This window comes from Aulosira sp. FACHB-615 (assembly GCF_014698045.1).
Classification (GTDB): Bacteria; Cyanobacteriota; Cyanobacteriia; order Cyanobacteriales; family Nostocaceae; genus Nostoc_B.
In genome coordinates this window covers 365,212-384,048 of record NZ_JACJSE010000003.1, presented here as the reverse complement: position 1 = coordinate 384,048, position 18,837 = coordinate 365,212, and the positions used below count along the sequence as shown (strand labels likewise).

General features: G+C 40.1%; 12 protein-coding genes. 4 read left to right on the top strand and 8 right to left on the bottom strand.

Translation table 11 applies throughout. The features are described 5' to 3' along the window. Positions 1-39: 39 nt before the first annotated feature. On the top strand, positions 40-1,110 hold the full coding sequence (murG, locus tag H6G77_RS06425) for an undecaprenyldiphospho-muramoylpentapeptide beta-N-acetylglucosaminyltransferase (RefSeq protein WP_190871130.1): 1,071 nt from the start codon (positions 40-42) through the stop codon (positions 1,108-1,110). A gap of 152 nt (positions 1,111-1,262) precedes the next feature. Here murG and H6G77_RS06420 read toward each other — a convergent pair whose 3' ends face one another. From H6G77_RS06420 to H6G77_RS06400, 5 genes are all read right to left on the bottom strand, one after another. Then, complete coding sequence (locus H6G77_RS06420) at positions 1,263-1,421, bottom strand: hypothetical protein (protein WP_190871129.1); 159 nt, start codon at positions 1,419-1,421, stop codon at positions 1,263-1,265. 175 nt (positions 1,422-1,596) lie between these two features. Beyond that, a complete protein-coding gene (locus H6G77_RS06415; RefSeq protein WP_190871128.1) occupies positions 1,597-3,591 on the bottom strand; it encodes a dynamin family protein in 1,995 nt (664 codons plus the stop codon). A 20-nt stretch (positions 3,592-3,611) separates the two neighbouring features. Further along, positions 3,612-5,618 carry a dynamin family protein gene (locus H6G77_RS06410; RefSeq protein WP_190871127.1) on the bottom strand — a complete coding sequence of 669 codons (2,007 nt, stop codon included), beginning with the start codon at positions 5,616-5,618 and terminating at the stop codon, positions 3,612-3,614. A 20-nt stretch (positions 5,619-5,638) separates the two neighbouring features. Then, the gene (locus H6G77_RS06405; RefSeq protein ID WP_190871126.1) at positions 5,639-7,582 is read right to left on the bottom strand and encodes a dynamin family protein; all 1,944 of its coding nucleotides are present in this window, start codon (positions 7,580-7,582) and stop codon (positions 5,639-5,641) included. Between the two features lie 494 nt (positions 7,583-8,076). Then, positions 8,077-10,491 carry a GH116 family glycosyl hydrolase gene (locus tag H6G77_RS06400; protein ID WP_190871125.1) on the bottom strand — a complete coding sequence of 805 codons (2,415 nt, stop codon included), beginning with the start codon at positions 10,489-10,491 and terminating at the stop codon, positions 8,077-8,079. Positions 10,492-11,133: 642 nt separating this feature from the next. Between H6G77_RS06400 and modA the strand changes: the two genes are divergently transcribed. The 3 genes from modA to H6G77_RS06385 all read left to right on the top strand — a co-directional run bounded on the left by modA (position 11,134) and on the right by H6G77_RS06385 (position 15,632). Continuing rightward, a complete protein-coding gene (modA, locus tag H6G77_RS06395) occupies positions 11,134-11,952 on the top strand; it encodes a molybdate ABC transporter substrate-binding protein (protein ID WP_190871124.1) in 819 nt (272 codons plus the stop codon). A gap of 319 nt (positions 11,953-12,271) precedes the next feature. Continuing rightward, positions 12,272-14,083: a molybdate ABC transporter permease subunit gene (gene modB, locus H6G77_RS06390; RefSeq protein WP_190871123.1), complete on the top strand. Its 1,812-nt coding sequence runs from the start codon at positions 12,272-12,274 to the stop codon at positions 14,081-14,083. 835 nt (positions 14,084-14,918) lie between these two features. Further along, positions 14,919-15,632 carry a PadR family transcriptional regulator gene (locus H6G77_RS06385; protein WP_242048199.1) on the top strand — a complete coding sequence of 238 codons (714 nt, stop codon included), beginning with the start codon at positions 14,919-14,921 and terminating at the stop codon, positions 15,630-15,632. 15 nt (positions 15,633-15,647) lie between these two features. Here H6G77_RS06385 and H6G77_RS06380 read toward each other — a convergent pair whose 3' ends face one another. From H6G77_RS06380 to H6G77_RS06370, 3 genes are all read right to left on the bottom strand, one after another. Continuing rightward, positions 15,648-17,465, bottom strand: coding sequence for an ABC transporter ATP-binding protein (locus tag H6G77_RS06380; RefSeq protein WP_190590044.1), 1,818 nt, complete (start codon positions 17,463-17,465; stop codon positions 15,648-15,650). 33 nt (positions 17,466-17,498) lie between these two features. Further along, on the bottom strand, positions 17,499-18,392 hold the full coding sequence (locus H6G77_RS06375) for a serine kinase (RefSeq protein ID WP_190670369.1): 894 nt from the start codon (positions 18,390-18,392) through the stop codon (positions 17,499-17,501). A gap of 265 nt (positions 18,393-18,657) precedes the next feature. Further along, a complete protein-coding gene (locus H6G77_RS06370; protein WP_190670367.1) occupies positions 18,658-18,834 on the bottom strand; it encodes a lasso peptide in 177 nt (58 codons plus the stop codon). Positions 18,835-18,837 lie beyond the last annotated feature (3 nt).

Below are 18,837 nucleotides of genomic sequence, written 5' to 3'. Positions count from 1 at the left end.
TTATCTTAGTTAAGCTAGGCGCTAAACGGTAGAGGTTTGATGACAAACGCACCGATAAGATTACTCATAGCTGCCAGTGGGACTGGTGGACATTTGTTTCCGGCGATCGCACTGGCAGAAAAACTGCCAAACTATGAAATTGAATGGTTGGGTGTGCCGAATCGACTAGAAACGCAACTTGTTCCCAAACAGTATCCCTTGAATATTATTGAAGTTGAAGGGTTCCAGCAAGGGTTCGGACTTGCATCTCTAAAGATTTTGGGTAAACTCACTGGTTCGATTATAGAAGTTCGACGAATTCTCAAACAGGGGAAATTTCAAGGGGTGTTTACTACAGGCGGTTATATTGCGGGGCCTGCGGTAATTGCGGCGCGTTCTTTGGGTTTACCTGTAGTTTTTCACGAATCTAACGCTTTACCAGGAAAAGTAACAAGGTTTTTTGGCCCTTGGTGCAATGCAATGGCGCTGGGGTTTGAAGCGGCTGCTAAGTATTTACCCAAAGCGAAAAATGTTTGTGTTGGTACACCAGTGCGATCGCAATTTTTAGCAGCAGCAGTTCCCCCGCTCGATTTAAATATTCCTGAGAATGCACCGTTAATTGTGGTTTTTGGGGGTAGTCAAGGCGCTGTGGCGGTGAATAAATTCGTCCGTCAAGCGGCGAGTGCTTGGTTAGATACTGGTGCTTATATTGTGCATTTAACAGGCGATCGCGATCCCGATGCCGGGATTTTTAAACATCCGCAATATATAGAGTTACCTTTTTATGACAATATGGCGGCGCTGTTGCGACGTGCAACTTTAGCAATTAGTCGTTCTGGTGCTGGTAGCTTAACAGAATTAGCCGTGTGTGGTAAACCCGCAATTTTGATTCCTTACCCCTTTGCGGCGGAAGATCATCAATCTTATAACGCCGAGGTATTTACCAAAGCTGGCGCAGCAATTACTGACAAACAATCAGAGTTAACCGCCGAAAAATTGCAAACTCAAGTTTTAGAGTTATTGCAAAATCCCGCCGAGTTAACCAAGATGGGGGAAAATGCCAAAGCGATCGCAGTTCCTGATAGTGCGGATAAATTGGCTTCTCTGTTGCGAGAAGTGCTGGAAACTTAAATAATTCAGGGGAGAAGATTTAATTTAAAGACCCGAAATTCTATGTCCTTTTAGGGATTAAATTCTTCATGAAGAAGATAATACCCGACTTCTCAGATAAGTCGGGTGTTTTATCAATAAAATTTACCCTTTTCAATGGTTTTGCTTATCACTCAAGCAGGAGGTAGTAGAGCTACAATTAAAACTGCAAAAATTCCTAAGAAAAATCCAACTACAAGCCAAATCGTTGGATTTCTACCTTTTTTTTGAGCAATTTGCATACAAACAAAACCCATAGCTGCCCAGAGAATCAGCCAAATAAGTCCTTCCATACAGTTTTTTCCTAATTAAATTAAAAGATACTAGTGGCGTGTCTAGCCTTAAAATGTTGTATTAAAATTCTCTTGTGGGATGGGCATCTTGCCCATCCCACAAGAACTATATTTTTGCACTACTTTAGTACTGGCACGCTACTAGTTTCCGATTAATCTCATTTTCCAGCAAACCCTAAGTAGGCATTGCAATTTCAATAATTAGAGTATCTAACTCACTGTCAATTACATCTATTTCTCTTCTCAGACCATCTAATTCTCTTAGCTTTTGATCAACATTAGCTTGACCTTTTTGCTTCTCAGAAACAATGGAGTTGACTTGATCTGCAACACTCTGAATTTCTTTTCCTAATCCTTGATTGACAGCATCTCTAATCTCATGTAATTTGATAACAACTGCGTCAGCCACTTCATAGCCACGCTGTTGAGCCGAATCCCGAAGCGAAGCAGCAAACCTCTTACCGACTTCTTCTTTAACTTTATTAGTAGTAGCCTTAGAGGTAATAAAACCTTGAACTACTCCTCCTCCAAACATAATTGGAATTAATACCCAAGGATTCAGCCCAACTAAAACAACTGTTCCGATACCAAGAACTAATTGGGGAATAATGCTTTTTAGCATTTCCTGATAGCCAAAGGTAGCACCGATAGCCGCCATACCTCCGCCCAGAAAAAAACCTCCTAAAACCAACCCACCAGCAGCAGATAAAACACGTTCTAAAGCACCAACTTTTCGCGGCCCCATATCATCGGCAATTACAGAGCTACCAGAAACTTGAAATTTTATATCATCAATTTTGTCAACAAAATTCTTAGCTCGGTCATCTAATTCTTGTAAAAGAATTTCTAAACGTTGACTAATAATCGGTTGTAGTGTGCTATTTTGCCATGCCAAAAACTCACTTTCAACTTGGCTAGTAAGATGTGTGACAATTTCTTGCACTAATCTTTCAACTTGAGGTTTTGCACCCTCAAGAGACATTAAGTTTACAGAAGTTTTGGTTTCAAATTTCTTAATCCATTCATTAACTTTATCAGGTAAGCTCCGGTAAAAACTGCACCCCTCCGCACTCACAGTCATTCTGATATCGCCACAAAAATTATTGATCCGTGTAACTATTTGCTCTTGTTCTTTTTTGAGACGATTTAAAGGTTCTCTAGCACCTTCTAGCCTGGCTTCTAAAGTCTTCAAATCAATGTTCAACATTGCATGTCGTTGAGGAATAGTGTCTCGTGCTGCTTTAATGGCAGTTTGTACTTCTCGCGCTGGACGGAGGATTTTAATTTTTCCTCTTTCGTTAGCCAAAAATCTTTCTAACTCTTGTTCTACTTGCAACATACCAGACTTAGTAACTCGTTCTGCGTCGTCTTCAATTCTTCCCTCTAAAGCATCCAAGGCACTGATGAAAAAGACTCGTTCTGCACCACGTTTAGTTCTAGGAGCTAATCGAGAAATACCATATTGCTTAACATCTTCCCGCTCTTTCGCTCGAATCATGTTAAAGCGGTTGCAGATGAAGAAAATATCTTCGTGTCCTGTAGGTTTTAAGATATTATCTATAACATCTAATTCTGACTTTGAAGCTAATGCTTCACAGGAAAGTACAAACAAAATTGCATCAACACGAGACAAATAATCTATCGTAACTTTTTGACGAATGTCATGCTCATTTAATCCTGGAGAATCAATAATTTCTACACCATTTTCACAAAGCTTTAATGGCCAAAAAAGTTCTACTTTATCGTAACGATTGCCATGCAGTTCACTAACATCATCTTGAATAACAACGTACTCTTCAAGTTTATCTACAGAAACTTCTTGAGGCTGCAAATTTTGACTATCATCAGTCTGGGCATAATGAAGTAAAACGCGTTGAGCTTCTCCCCATTTAACTTCATTAATAATAGCCGTACATGGTCTAGCATAAGCTGGCAAAATTTCATCACCAAGCATGGCATTAATAAAAGTACTTTTCCCGCGTTTAAACTCACCAATTACTAGCACTTTAAAACTGTCTGACTGAACTATAATTTGTAATTGCTTGATATTATTTTCTACATCATTCATATCTAGAGAATGCAGGACTCCTTGAAGTTCCCTAATTAGAGCTACGAGAGTCTTCCGCTTTTCTTGAAATGCTTCGTATTGTTTATAAACAGTTTGATTCATAATCATCCTTGATGAGTAATTTAGTGAGATAAAACTGTACGAATTTCTTGCTTGAGTTGAGATGCCTGCTCAATTAACTGAGTATAGTGACTAATATCTTGTATATTCGTGCTTTTTTTCAGAGTAGATTCCCAAGCAGATTGCCAAACTTTTTGTTCATTTTTTATTTCTGCTATCAGTTGGTTATAAAGCTCTCTTAACCGCTCTGATAAACGATGAAAATAATCATCAGTTATTCGCTCAATGTTAAGTACTAATTCTTCTGATAAGCGTTGTCTTTGCTCGTCTGTTTTTTGATTAATAAACTGATCGCTGAGAACCCATGCAACAGTACTGATGACTACACCACCAGGCCCACCAAAAATATAGCCACAAATTGTAGTTGCGCTGCTTGCTAGTCCTGTAAGGAGGGCGTAATGGCGTATATCTGTTAATTCCAACTGGCTCAAACGCAGATCAACGTTTACAGTTGATGATGAATCTGAACTATTACGAACAAGTTGTCTAGAGAATTTTTGAGCGACTTCCTTCTGCATCCATTCAAAATCTTGGGAAAGTTCATTGAAAATTTCTTCACTCAATTGGTTCCCTAAAATTAGTAGTTCTCGTCTCAGTTGAAAAGGTAAATCTCGCTCCCACCAACTTTTTAAATCTTTTACTTTCTTTAATTCAAAAGAGTAAACTTCGGTTAATTCTTCTTTTGCTTGCAAAACTTTTTGTTTTAATCTTTGGGTATGTTGCAGCCGACGATCATCTAAATTTAAGCGAATATCTTCCCAATAAAGCTCTGTATTTGCTCTTTCTTGTTGTGCTTGACGAAGAGCTTGTTCTTTTTCTGCGACACTCATTTGAACGGACTTAATTGCTGCTTCACTCAAATCAACCATCTGATTGAGATAATCTATTAACTGTCCTGCTACTTTTCGACTGCGCCAAATTCTCCGTTCTCCTTTCTCTACCATTGATTCAATATGAGTTCTAACTTTTGCCAAGGCATCAATTTCAGATCCATCAGGATTAAGCGGATGTATGGGAATAATGGGAACTTTTGTCGAAACTTCCTTGATGCGATCGCGGATCACCTGAAGTAACTCAAATTTTTGCTCTTGAGCCACTGTATCAAATTTTGAGACGGCTACAAGGACATTAGGAATATGTTTACCTAGTACTTCTTGTTCTAAAAAAGTAGCTTCTGTGATGCTAAAAGGTAGTGTTGCACTTACTAAAATGACAGCCGCATCACATTGACTTAATAAGTCACAAAGTAAAGCAGTGCGATTACTGTTTAAATCTCCCGCGCCTGGTGTGTCGATTAATTCGACATCAATAGTTCGTAGCCACGGATCATCTAAAGTCAAACGGACGTGGGTTAATTGTTCTTGGTTATCTTTATTTTCTTCTGTTGCTAACAAATCATTCCAAGATGATTCTTCTATTGGCCTAACTACCCATCCTTGATCGGGTGTCCGAACTTCCATTTTTTCTGTAGTTCCAGGAACGATTGAAATTAACGTGCCAGTTGTCGGCATAGCTCCGACAGGTAGTAAATCACGCTCTAGTAAGCGATTAATTAAGGTACTTTTACCACGACTAAATTCACCAACAAATGCTAGACGAAAACCAGGAAACTCCCATCGCACATCAAGCTCGGTTAATGCTGTCATGATTTCATGACAAGATATAGTTTCGGCTAACTTCAAACAACTTTCAATCCAAAACTCGATATGCTCGTCTACATTAGTCATTTTGTTTAAGGTACGAGGTGATATTAATTGATATGGTTCTTGTTGTTGGCTACTAGTTTGCTCATTATTGTCTGAGGTTTCTGAACTAAATAATTCTTCTGATTGTGTAGTAGAATTATTTTTTGCCTCAAATTGAGTATTAGAATTAATTTCTATGTCTTCTTCATCAGCTTGGATGTTTAGAGCCAAAGGAGGTAAATTTTCTTCAGTTTCATTTTGTTCACTATCTGCTATAAATTCAGATGTTTTTTTCTGAAGTGTTGAAAAAATATCGTCAAACATAAAAGTATATCTCAGGTAAATTACAAATTGATTGCTGCTATTTTTTGTAGTTGTTCCGCTAGGCGGTTCTGCCGCCTTTCGATTTCAGTCAAATCCCTTTGAGTTAATTCCTGGAATTGATTCAAACGTTCTAATTCAATTTTGTGTTCTTGCAGAATATTTTCAGTAATTGTCTTATATGTTTCGATGTAAGAATCTATTCGTTGTTTGAGAGAAGTTTCTAGGCTTTGAGTGTAGGTGATCGCATCTTGATAAGTTTGGTTTTTGACTGCGTCAAAATATGAAGTCAGTCCCGGTGTTAACTGTTCCCAAAGCTTTTGTTTACGCTCATCTAATGAGGGCATAAAAAATCGTGATGCCCACGAGCCAACGGCTAATCCGACAAGTGTTCCCAAACCTGGAACTGGTAGTAATACACTACCTACTACAGCGCCAGCTGCCGCACTCAAACCTAGTTTTGTACCATCACTGCTATCTAGTTTTTGAGTTAGGGATTGTGCAGACACAGCAACGTTAGAAGTATTGACTTGAAAGTTATAGCTGATATTATTGCTGGCTTCTACTTTGCCTCCAATTGCTTGAAGATTACGATATACTTGTGCAAATTTTTGATCAAATATTTTGCCTACTGCGATCGCATCTGCGGACAGCTTCTCGGTTAAAGGTTGTAAATCTTGCTGAAGTTGCTTTTGACTTTCTTTTAAGAGCTTTTCTGCTTGAGACTGAAGAAATTTTTTGAGTGCATCTTCGGTTGTAGCACTAAATAATTCAGTACGGATTTTCTTGGTAATGTTTTCTTTACGTGCATCTACACAATTGGTTGTTTTTAATAGGTATGTTGCAATAGAATTTCTCAGTTGTTTTTCACAAATTCCGTATTGTTCTATAGTAAATTCAGGCAAATTTGGAATCATTTCTTGTTTGATTTTTAACTGAGCATTTTCATATTTTTGCCATTGCGATCTCAGGTGAGTATTGAGTTGTTCAAAAAGTTGCGATAAAAGACGTATCAAGCTTTCAGCAATGCTGAGAGTTCTTTCTCTGCTCAGACGAGCAATAATCATTTTTTCTAATGCAATGAATCGCTCTTGCCAAACTTGTAAGTGTTCTGATACTGGTTCGTTTCCAGTCCACATATCTAATGCTATTTGTGCTGAACATGAATGAAGCACAGGTGTAGAGATACCAAGTTTATCAACCAGTCGAGAGCGCAAATCTTGTAATAGCGAATTTTGTTGTTGAGGTTTGATTGCATCCATACGACTCACTAAAAAAATACATCGATGCAGATATTCTTTTAATGAGTTGGCGATAAAATCACTTAAAGTCTGAGATAGTGGCATTGTTGCTGGCACAATAATGATTGCCAAGTCAGCTTCCTGCCGAACTACCCTTTGTGTAATAGCTCCATGTCTGATATTTTCGGCATTAGTCCCAGGGGTATCAATAATGATGATTTTATTAGTTAGGAAAGAGGCGGGATGTTCGATTGTTATATCTACAACATCTGTAGCTACTTCTTCATCTGAGGTGAGCAAATGAATAAATCGTCTAATATCTACTGTTTGAGAATTAGAAAGCCAAGGTAAATTTACAACTCCATTACTACCTTGAGTTTTGATTACACCTGCGCGAGAACCAGAAAAATTTACTTCTACTTTTAGCTCATTACCATAACAGATTTTTGTGGCTGCTGCTGTTGCAACTAAAGCAGAAGTTTTCAGCAAATCATCTTTTAATAACGCATTAATAAATGTACTTTTTCCACTAGAAAACTCACCAATAACAGCTAAGTATAAGTTTGTATCTTTTTGTCGCTGCTTGATTTTGTCAATTTGTTGTTGAAGTTCAAACTGTAACGAATGCGAAATTTCTGATCTTTGAAGCACTTGCTGGATAAATTCTAGTTGTTCGTCACTTCTGAGAATAACCTCTATCTGTTCTGGTACTTTTTCATCGGTCATTTTGTATATATCCTTCAATAAAATAATATTAAAACGAAATTTTTATACATATTTAGCGTATATTATCCCGCCATATCATGTCCGGTTAAATGCTTATCATTCTGTAGGTGTTAGCCTACGGGAAGGCTACAAAGTGAGAATCTCCACGATATTCGCTACACTTCGTTCCGCTCAGTATGACATATATAATTAGTTGCTCAACACATGTATTCTTACAAACCAGTAAATGGTAAAAATGTTTGTTAAACATTTGAAGTTTGTATATTACTGAAATGATTATTTCATGAATGATGCTGAAAATACAGAAGCGAAATAAAATATCTATCTTTAGATAGATGGCAAAAATGGTAATTTTAAAAACCCAAATTAAATATATCAGTGTAAGGTTGTCTAAATTATGCAGTTTTGAGCAAATCTGCAATAAAACTTTGAAAAATTACCATGAATGTAGAAATATTATATTTATCGTCTCTACATTCATGTTCACCAGATGTCTATTTACTCATCACTAAATAAATACCCCAAATTGCCATCGCGCGGAGGTAAGTACTAGCGCGGAAAGTCCCGGCGGCGGTAATGGCTTCTGGGGTGCGGAATTGCAAGCCGTTGTTGTAAATTTGCTGCACAACAGCTTGTGTGACTCGTAAAGCTTCATCCTGCATTCCCATCTGCACCAGAAACGCCGCTAGTCCAAAATTGATTCCTGTCCACACTTCTAAAGGATGGGTGGCTTTGGGGTTTTCTGGGGAACCATCGGGAAGTACACCATTCGCCGCACCAAATTCACCATTTTGGAATTTCAAGAAACAAGCATCATAAACAGTCTTCAGGGTAGAAAGGGCGCGATCGCTCGGTACAATATCCGGTAGTTCTAGTAATCTGGCATAAAATTGCCCACATAACTGATCTGCCATCACCACAGCAGAACCACTGCCACTATCTAACCGATAATATTGTCCATTCCACAACTTTTCCTCATAGATAGGACGAGATTGCTGCAACCATTCTTGATAGATAGATTTTTGTCTCTCTTTCTCCGCGCCCTCCGCGTCTTGGCGGTTCGTTATTAAAATATCACTAATTGCGATCGCTGCTTCCAAAGCCGCCAACCACAACCCGCCACAATAAGCACTCACGCCCTGTAACCGCCAATCATCAAAAGTTTGGTCTGGTGCGCCAGAATTTTCTGGAATACCATCGCCATCTTTGTCGAAAGTTTTCAGATAATCGAGAGTTTGGACAATTGCATCCCAACAATCTGCCAAAAACTCTACATCATCAGCACCAGTCAGCAAATAATCGCGGTAAACTTGCAAAACAAAATCAGAGCTTAAATCTTTCCACAAATTACAGTCTTGATAACAGGTGTAATTCGTCTTCTCCCAAACATGTTCATTAGGTGCGCCTAAATCGTGGGGTGTTGCACCTGCAACTTTACGGGTGGCAGTTGTCGTATCTGCACCAATGGTATAGTAATAGCCAATAATCCTCTGATGGTCATCACTTTGAGGAATTGCCCTAGCAAAAGCCCGCATCACCGACTTTTCTAATTCGGGGAACAGCAACAGCAACCCAAAGGAACCGTATAACCGCACATCTAAACTTTCATACCAACGGTAATCTAAACATTCCAGCACGGCAAATTGGCCGATAGGGTCGAGTTCTGAAGCTGCACTCCAGAGAGTACCACCACTAGTTAAGTCGTATAATTCGTTAAATAACGCCATTTTAAACCAATTTGGCAAATCTTCGCGGTTGAGAATTGGTGCTTGCCAACTTTGAATTTGCGATCGCCATGTTTGATAATTGTCTAAAGCAGTAGTCGCAATTTCCCAAGCATGATTGCCATTTTTACCAAAGAAATCTGTATATCTGCGGTAATAATTCACTCCCGCCGCAAATTCCGTCACTGGTAAATCCCAAGCCAACACAAAAGGAATTTCTAAAGTTTCTCCTGGTTGGAGAGTAAAGCGAAGTGCGATCGCACTTCCTAACTGTTGATTTTCTACCGCCGGATTGGTATCTAGATAGTTAGGCAAAGAACCATCACTAGCAAAGCTTTGCCATACCTCCTCACCTGTACCTCCAGGATGCCATTTACTGTGGTGAAAAACTTCCACTTGCGGATGTTTCACCGTTGCAATACACCAACTCCCGTCACCTTCCTGCACAGGTTCCGTAATTCCAACCCTTCCGAAAACACAACCAAAGTATTGCGAATTTTCCACTAATTGATTGTAATTGCCCTGACTTTCGCCCCAGCGCGGCTGATATTCATAAACTGGGCTACCATCATCGCGTATCTTGACTTCCGGCGACTTCAACGCATTAGTAAACCAGCCCGCCATATTTTCCCAAGTCAACATAATGCTGAGAGTAATTGGTACATTGCTGGGGTTATGCGCCTTCCACAAAAACACCGCCACCGGATAGCTAGTTTCTTGATAATTATCTGCCCAAATCGGCGAAAACTGCTCACAAGTTAATTCTGCTTGAAAGACATTTTCATACACAAACCAACTGCGTGGGTATAAAGCATGATAAGTCCCGGTGGAAGTTGACTCACTACTCGCTGGGTACCATTGCCAAGTCTGGAGACTACCATCTTCCGGTGATTGAGTCGATAAAGCATAAACTTGAGAAGTTGTGCCATTGGACTCAAACACACTGAATTGACAAGACGGCACATTTTTAAAGATATGTTCACCGCCATCGATGTGCCACAGGTTAAAATCTCCCCTCGACGAACGCCCAATGCAGCCTGCACCAAAACCACCCAAAGGCATTCCATGCCAAGGGCCATCGTCAAGATTACTGGCATAGCGGACGGTATAAGGTTTATCCCAACCTAACCCGATGGGACGGTTCCAAGTACAAGAAGGAATTTCGTGGGAGTTTTGATTTGTCATCGCCTGATGTCACAGCGTGCAGTTACGCTTAGGAAGCTTAACGCGATGTGTAATTTTTCTCAAGTTTTTTCTGTAAGTAAAAATGACTTCCTTTAGAGAGATGAACTGTCAAGCTAATATTTCTACATTAATCACGGATGTCTGCTTAAGCACTAGGACATTTTAAGGCTTAACAAAACGTTAAGCCTTTTTCTTGAAAATGAATAACGCAGTGAGATGAAAAATCAAGGGTTTAGGGGTTTGAGGGTGTCAGGGTGTAGGTGTGAAAAACTTTTACAGCCCATACCTGATATTGTTATGCAAAAATTCAATTCAAAATATGCAATTATTACATGAATGCGGATGCAATAAACCCTGATAAGTGCGATTCTCTTTTATGTAGGAATAGGTTGATGCTGATAGAGATAGATACCCCTGGTAAACACCGGGGGCTTTTTATTTGCAACCTAGCTATAGTAAAGTTTTGAGCCGCTAGATCCCAGAAGTCGGGAATCTGAACAGATGTAATCATTCAGAGTAATAGGTTAAGATTTGGAACTCTTCGTTACAGAAATTCCAGATTTTCGTGTATTTAAATAATTTACTGTTACTTACCAACTTTTCTCGTGTTAGGTTGGTAATTAGATGAATTAAAAACTGGCAATGAGTTTTAAACGCATTTTAGCTTTTAGTTGTTGGTTATTCTTCGCTTGCCTGTTAGTTATTGGTTGTAATCAAGCAAATACACCCAACTCAGCCACAACTACTAGTCCAACAGCCCAAACCACCACTTTAACTATTTCAGCCGCAGCTAGTCTCAAAGATGCACTTGAAGCCATCAAACCAATTTACAATCAGGCAAAACCAAGCGTGAACCTAACCTATAACTTTGGTTCATCGGGTGCTTTACAGCAGCAAATTGAACAAGGTGCAAAAGTTGATGTTTTTATCTCCGCCGCAAATAAACAAATAGATGCACTGGATAAAAAGGGTTTGTTAGTTGATGGTACTAAGAAGGATTTACTAAAAAATCAACTAGTATTAATTGCCCCACAAAACTCGACAAATATATCAGATTTTAAAGATTTAACTTCAAATCAAATTAAGAAAGTTGCTTTGGGTGAACCAAAAAGTGTCCCTGCGGGACAATATGCTCAACAAGTTTTGACTTCGTTAAAAATTGCTGACAAACTCAAAGGTAAAGTTGTTTACGCTAAAGATGTACGCCAAGCTTTAAATTATGTAGAATCCGGTAATGTTAATGCTGGTTTAGTTTATCTTTCCGATGCCAAAACTAGTTCAAAAGTTAAAGTGGTAACTACTGCACCTGAAAATAGTCATTCTCCTATAGTTTATCCCATTGCAGTGATTAAAAGTAGTAAAAATATTGATGCTGCTAAAGAATTTGAGCAGTTTTTATCTAGTAATAATGAAGCTAGAAATGTATTTGAAAATCAGGGTTTTGTGTGGGCTGGAGGTTGATTTTAGAGGTTGGTTCGACTTCGCTCACCAATCTTGGTTCGATGGCGATAACTAACCGTTGTTCGACTTCGCTCATCAACAAGATGCAATATTTGGAATACATCAAATAAGAAAATATTGTCTGCGATAGACTCATATTTGATTTATGAAAAAAATCAGTACACCAAAATCAGCCGTCTTTCCTACTCCCTACTCCCTACTCCCTACTCCCCATTCCCTATTTCCTGCTTACACAACTAGATTCAGGAATCAAACCGTATCCCTATATTTTTTGTCATTATCTCTTGGGAAAAGTTGAAAATATTTGATTATATAAACTATGCCACAGGATTTATCACCGCTTTGGATATCGCTAAAAACTGCATTATTGGCAACATTTATCACTTTTTTTGTGGGCATTGCGGCGGCTTATTGGATGCTCAGTTATCGTGGTAAGGCTAAATCTTTAATTGAGAGTATTTTTGTTGCGCCGCTAATTTTACCACCCACAGTTGTCGGCTTTTTATTGCTGTTATTTTTTGGCAAGAATGGGCCTGTGGGGAAATTCATGGAACCTTTTGATTTCACGATTGTTTTTACTTGGTATGGTGCAGCGATCGCCGCGACTGTGGTTTCCTTCCCATTAATGTATAAAACAGCCCTGGGAGCTTTTGAACAAATTGATGGTAATTTGCTGCGGGTAGCGAGAACCCTGGGTGCAAGTGAATCAAGAATTTTTTGGCGAATTAGTTTACCTTTAGCCTTACCGGGAATTTTAGCCGCGACGACCTTGGCTTTTGCCCGTGCTTTGGGTGAATTTGGCGCAACCTTAATGTTGGCGGGGAATATTCCTGGACAAACCCAAACGATTCCAATGGCAATTTATTTTGCTGTGGAAGCAGGCGCAATGGATGAAGCTTGGTTTTGGGCGATCGCAATTATGGTAATTTCCCTGTCGGGGATTATTGCGGTAAATTTTTGGCAAGAAGTCAAAGAAAAGGGAAGACACAAGGAAACAGGAACAAGAAAATCAGAAAGACGAGTTGCTCAATCTTATGTTGTGTCTGCGCCAACTTCCGAAATCGGTCTGTTTGTAGACATTGAAAAAAAATTACCCAGTTTTCATTTGCAAGTTTCCTTTAGTACCAACGAACAACCACTAGGCTTGTTGGGTGGTTCCGGCGCAGGTAAAAGTATGATTCTGCGTTGCATTGCAGGAATTGAAACCCCAACTAGAGGGCGGATAATTTTGAATGGTAGGGTGTTATTTGATTCTGAAAAAGGCGTTAATGTACCTAGCCGCGATCGCCGCATTGGTTTTTTAGTCCAAAATTATGCTCTGTTCCCGAATATGACAGTGGCGGAAAACATCGCTTTTGGCTTACCCAAGGGATTATCTGCGTCAAGTGTCCGACTGCAAATCGAATCACAACTAGTAGCGATGCAGTTACCTGGATTGGGCGATCGCTATCCCCACCAACTTTCCGGCGGTCAACAACAACGGGTCGCATTAGCCAGAGCCTTAGCCAGTCAACCAGAAGCATTACTTCTCGATGAGCCATTTTCTGCCCTCGATACTCATCTGCGGAGTCAACTAGAACAACAGATGACCGAAACTCTAGCCGATTACCAAGGTGTAGCTTTATTTGTCACCCATAACATGGATGAAGCTTACCGCGTTTGTCCAAATTTATTAGTCTTGGAACAAGGTCAAGCCGTTCATCACGGTTCCAAATATGAAATTTTCGAGCATCCTGCTAGTGTGAGCGTAGCTAAATTAACTGGCTGTAAAAACTTTTCTCGTGCTGCTGTTCAAGGAACACAAACAATCCAAGCTCTAGATTGGGGTTGTCATTTGCAAGTTGTTCAACCAATTCCTGATGAACTCTCTCACATCGGGATTCGCGCTCATCAACTCATCTTTTCCGCAGATGAATCTCCCGTTAATACCTTTCCCTGTTGGTTAGTGCGAACCAGCGAAACACCCCATAGGATGACATTATTTTTAAAACTACACACCGCCCCTAATAATCTGCAAGACTATCACCTACAAGCAGAGGTCTTCAAAGAGAAATGGGTGAATATCAAAGACAAACCTTTCCCTTGGTACGTGTGTTTAGACCCTCTGCGTTTGATGTTGATGGAAAATTAGTACAACAAGGCAAAAGTAAAAAGGTGAGCCATTGCGGTGGACGGGTTTCCCGGCATAAAGGAGACAGTGCCGTGGTGAAGCAGTCCGGTCTTGGGGGTTTCCCCCAGGAGGAACTGCTGAAAGGGTCTCCCGACTTGAGGCAACTGTCGTCAAATGGTGAACCCGAAGGGCAAAAAGAAAAAGAAAGAATATTGATACCACAAGCCTTTTAGCAATTCCTTATGGTCACTGAGTTTCGGCTTCGCGGTAATCGAGCGAAGCGATGCACTGAGCTTGTCGTTCGCGTAGCGTCTCCGGTAGGAGAAGAGAAGTGTCGAGATTCAACTACCGCGTGGTCGAAGTGTGGTCTGTTTATTTAAGCCCAATACGGTTCAGGTAAGAAAAATAAATTACAACAAAACCAGTAAATGATAACTCAAAAAAAACAGCCAAATGATTTTGGAGGGGGTTTGGGGGACGGTTGCGTCCCCCAATCGGGGGCTTGGGGAGCCACTGCGTTGGGCGGCTTTGCCGACTTGAAGCATGTGGCGTGGAGAATCCCCCAAATCTTTCTCATTGTTTAATAGGTAGAGCAGAACCGTATTGTATTTAAGCCGACCTGTACTAGTCTTTTTGTGAGTGCTGAGTAAAGAGTAAAGGTGTAAGTGTTCCAAACCCTTACACCCCCATACCCTCACACCCAATCTCAACAAACAACCTTGCGCGTAAGTCCTATATCTATGCTTTAACTGCTGTGTTGAAAATTATTTGTTGACAAATCCGATATATCGGAATATATTTTATTTAACGATAACGATATATCGTGATACGTCAAACAAACACAAGGAGTTACATAATGTTTAGACCATTTCATTCACGTTTTCCTGTACCAGCCCACGCTGGAGAAGGATTTTCCCAGCAATTTTCGGGCGGTGGACGACGTGGACACAGAGATTTATTGGGTGATGAGCCACGCACCCGGCGCGGTGACATCAAATTGAAACTGCTGGGACTTTTATCGGAGCATCACCAGCATAAATTTGCCCATCAATTTGCTATGAGTGGACGACATGGACATGGACACCGGGGTTCATTTGGTGGTGACTGGGGAGATGAGCCACGCACCCGGCGCGGTGATATCAAATTTATGCTGCTGGCGCTTTTATCAGAGCGTCCCCAGCATGGTTATGAACTGATTAAAGAGCTAGAAAATCGTCGTGGAGGCTTTCGCAAACTAAGTCCAGGCTCAGTTTATCCAACGCTACAAATGTTGGAAGAAGGCGGTTATTTGACTAGTGAACAAGTCGAAGGTAAGCGCATCTACACAATTACAGATAATGGTAGACAGTTACTGAGCGATCGCCAACAGCAATCTCCTTCAAAAAATCCTTATGACAGTTTTGCAGAAAACAAGCCTTCGGAATTGATTGAGTTGCGCCAAACTTTAATAGAGTTACATGATGTCGTCGCACAAATTGGTCGCAGTGGCAATTTAGAACAAGCAAACCGAGTCAAGGAATTGCTTGTTCAGGTAAAGCGTGATATTTATAAATTCCTCGCTGAACAGTAGCCTATTTTGCTGATGTTAACGATATTGCTTGGCTTGAGTTTCATATAAGTAGGCGTAGCGATTACCCATTTGTATCAGTTCGTTATGAGTCCCACTTTCAATAATTGTGCCGTTTTCCATCACATAAATGCGATCGGCCATTTTGACAGTAGACAAGCGATGACTAATTAAAATCGCCGCCTGATTTTGGATAAGTTGACGGAATTTTTCAAACACTTCATATTCCGCTTTCGCGTCCATTGCACTGGTAGGTTCATCTAAAACGATCAACTGGGAATCTCGTAAAAATGCCCGCGCTAAAGCGATTTTTTGCCATTGACCAACACTTAATTCTTCTCCTTGGTCAAATAGTTTACCCAAAATTGTGTCATAACCTTTGGGTAATTTGCTAATGACATTATCCGCACCAGAACGACGCGCCGCCGCTATAATACTCTCTCTATTAGCTGGCAAGTCAATATTAGCTAACCAAATATTTTCTTGTGCGGTAAAGTTGTATTTAGCATAGTCTTGAAAAATCACGCTGATGTCACGGCGTAATTCAGAGATTTGATAATCTTTAATATCAACACCATCAATTGTGATGCAGCCAGAGGATGGATCGTACAAACGACACAGCAATTTAATTAAAGTCGTTTTTCCCGAACCATTCTCACCTACCAGTGCGACTATTTCTCCTGGTTTAATACTCAAATTAATATTATGGAGTGCCTGACGAGTGGTAGTAGAATATTGAAAACTCACATCATGAAACACAATCCCAGTCTGCATTGGTCGCGGTATTGGTTTGGGATTTACTGGGTCAGCTAATCTTGGTTGGAGGTCAAGAAATTCGTAGAGATTACCTAAAAATAAATTATCTTCGTAGAGTGCTGAAACGTTAGCTAATAAACTTTTAATATCGTTCTGCCCTCGTTGGAGTGCTTGGTAATAAAGCACTAAATCACCCAAACGCAGCACACCATTGATTGCTTGATAGATAATTAAAGCATAAATTGCAAATATGAGAACCCCGGCGATCGCTTCGGCGAAAAAGTTAGCGATAAAGCGCCTGGTGAAAATTTTCAGGCTTTCTTTATAGATTTGTCTACGAATACGAAGATACCAATCACTAAAATAGTGACCTAAATCAAATAAGCGGATTTCTTTCGCAAATTGGTCTGATGTCAACATCCAAGCTAAATAAAAACCTTGGCGTTGCATTGGTGTCCATTTGCGCTGCCAATCATACATAATACGGCTATATTTAATCCGCACTAACATAGCAGGCAAAGCAGCTACAAATAAAACCCCCAAAATTCCCCAATGCAGTGTTAGTAACAAACCAATCATTGCTACTAAGGAAATACTATTTTGACCAATTTGTGCTAGACGATTGAGAATTTGCGGTGGTCGATAAGGTGCTTCTTGTTGCGCTCTTTGTAAGGTATCGTAATATAAAGCATTTTCGTAATACTCTAAATCAGCCGCAATCGATTTAGCATTAATAATTCCTTGCATATAGTCAGTTACCCGTTGAGAATGGGCAGTGGTGACTAGTTCTGTTAAGGAGTTAGCCAAGGTTGTTAATAAAGTAATTCCACCCGCCAGCGCAATTAATACTAAGACATTCCGAAATGCTAATGTCTTATCCGCTAGGCTCAAGTTAGCAGCGACCGTATCAATAATCAGTTTTGAAAGATAAATTGAGACTACAGGTAAGATACCTTGAATTATTAGTAAAACGACACGGGCGATCGTCCAACGGGGGCTACTTTGCCATACTAGACGCAATGCCGGCAAAAGTCGCAGAGTATTTTGCAGTCTATCTCGAATTTTTTTGCCTAGTTGCATATTTAAAATGGCGATCGCACTAAATTTAATTTCTTAAACTTTGATTGTAACTGGAGACAAGTTTCTTTCAGCCAAATCATTTTCCACTAGCTTCACCAACTCCGGTAGTGCCGCTAAAGAACGTTGCCGTTGTAAACTACAAATCGGCACCTGTTGAACTACACTCAGACATTGCTGGAAATGTGCTTTGAGAAATTCTGGTGCAGTCAAGGCTTGCATTTCCCTAGAATGTCGCACTAATTCACCAAAGCTTTGTTTTGGTTCTAAAGGAACGATTTCTGGGTGGGTTCCGCCAGCTAACACATAAATCTTCTTCAGGGGTACAGATTTCTGAAAGAAACCATCTTGCAGTCGATGAACCCGCTTGATGGTTTGGGAATTTAGTAAAGGTAAACTATCTGGAACATGACCAAAAGAAGTCGCCGCATCAGGCCACAGCTTAATTTGAGGAAAACCCGGAATGACTAGTGGCTGTTGTTCACCAACTTGAATGGCCAAAACATCATCTGTCAAAATGCTGTAGCCGTGAGCGTGAAAACATTCCGCCAGAGTTGACTTGCCAAAACCAGAGTCAGCCATAAAGGCAACTGCACTACCATTGATGACTACACTACTAGCATGAAGTACAAGCAAGCCTCTCTGTCGGAGCAAGACGCAAATAATCGCACCCAACAGAAAAGTCCGTGTTAATGCTTCATCAACACCAGGATCGGGATCAAGGACAATTTCTTTTCCATCTTTCAGCAACACCATCCCGAATTGGGCAATTCTCGCTAACAGGTAGTTACCACCATCACTAAAGTTTTGTTGTTGATCATTTAACTTACCAAAACGGATGACTACATCTGCTGGTTTGTCACTGGGGATGAGTTCAGGTAAGGGTAATTCCGAGTGAATGCCTAAGTTGTATGCTGTGTAAACGTACATCTAAAATATTGCTGGATAACGAGTGAATTTTTATTTACGCAAAACTCAGTTTTAGTATCACTTTTGAATTGACAAAGCTCTGACAATCTGTAATAAAGGAAGCCATCAGGAAATAGCGTTCCTGATGTTTCCAAACATCTCATTTAGATTTTGCAGTAATCCTAAAACTAACTTACTTTTTTAGGATTACCTTCTTTCTTAGCTCTAGATTTGATTTAGGGATAATAGTATCCGTGATGCTATTACACCTATAACCTTGCTAAAGCTATGGTCTGGGTGCGGGAGTAACTACACCATCTCTAGAACCCTCGAAGCCGACAGCAGGAAAAGTTTCATTTCCTATGATGAAATTATCTTGTGCGCCTCTTCTCCCAAAAGCATTGGTAATATTCTGTACGCTACCGTAGTTTGTCAGTTGAGGCGCTTCGTAAGTTTTTTTCATTGT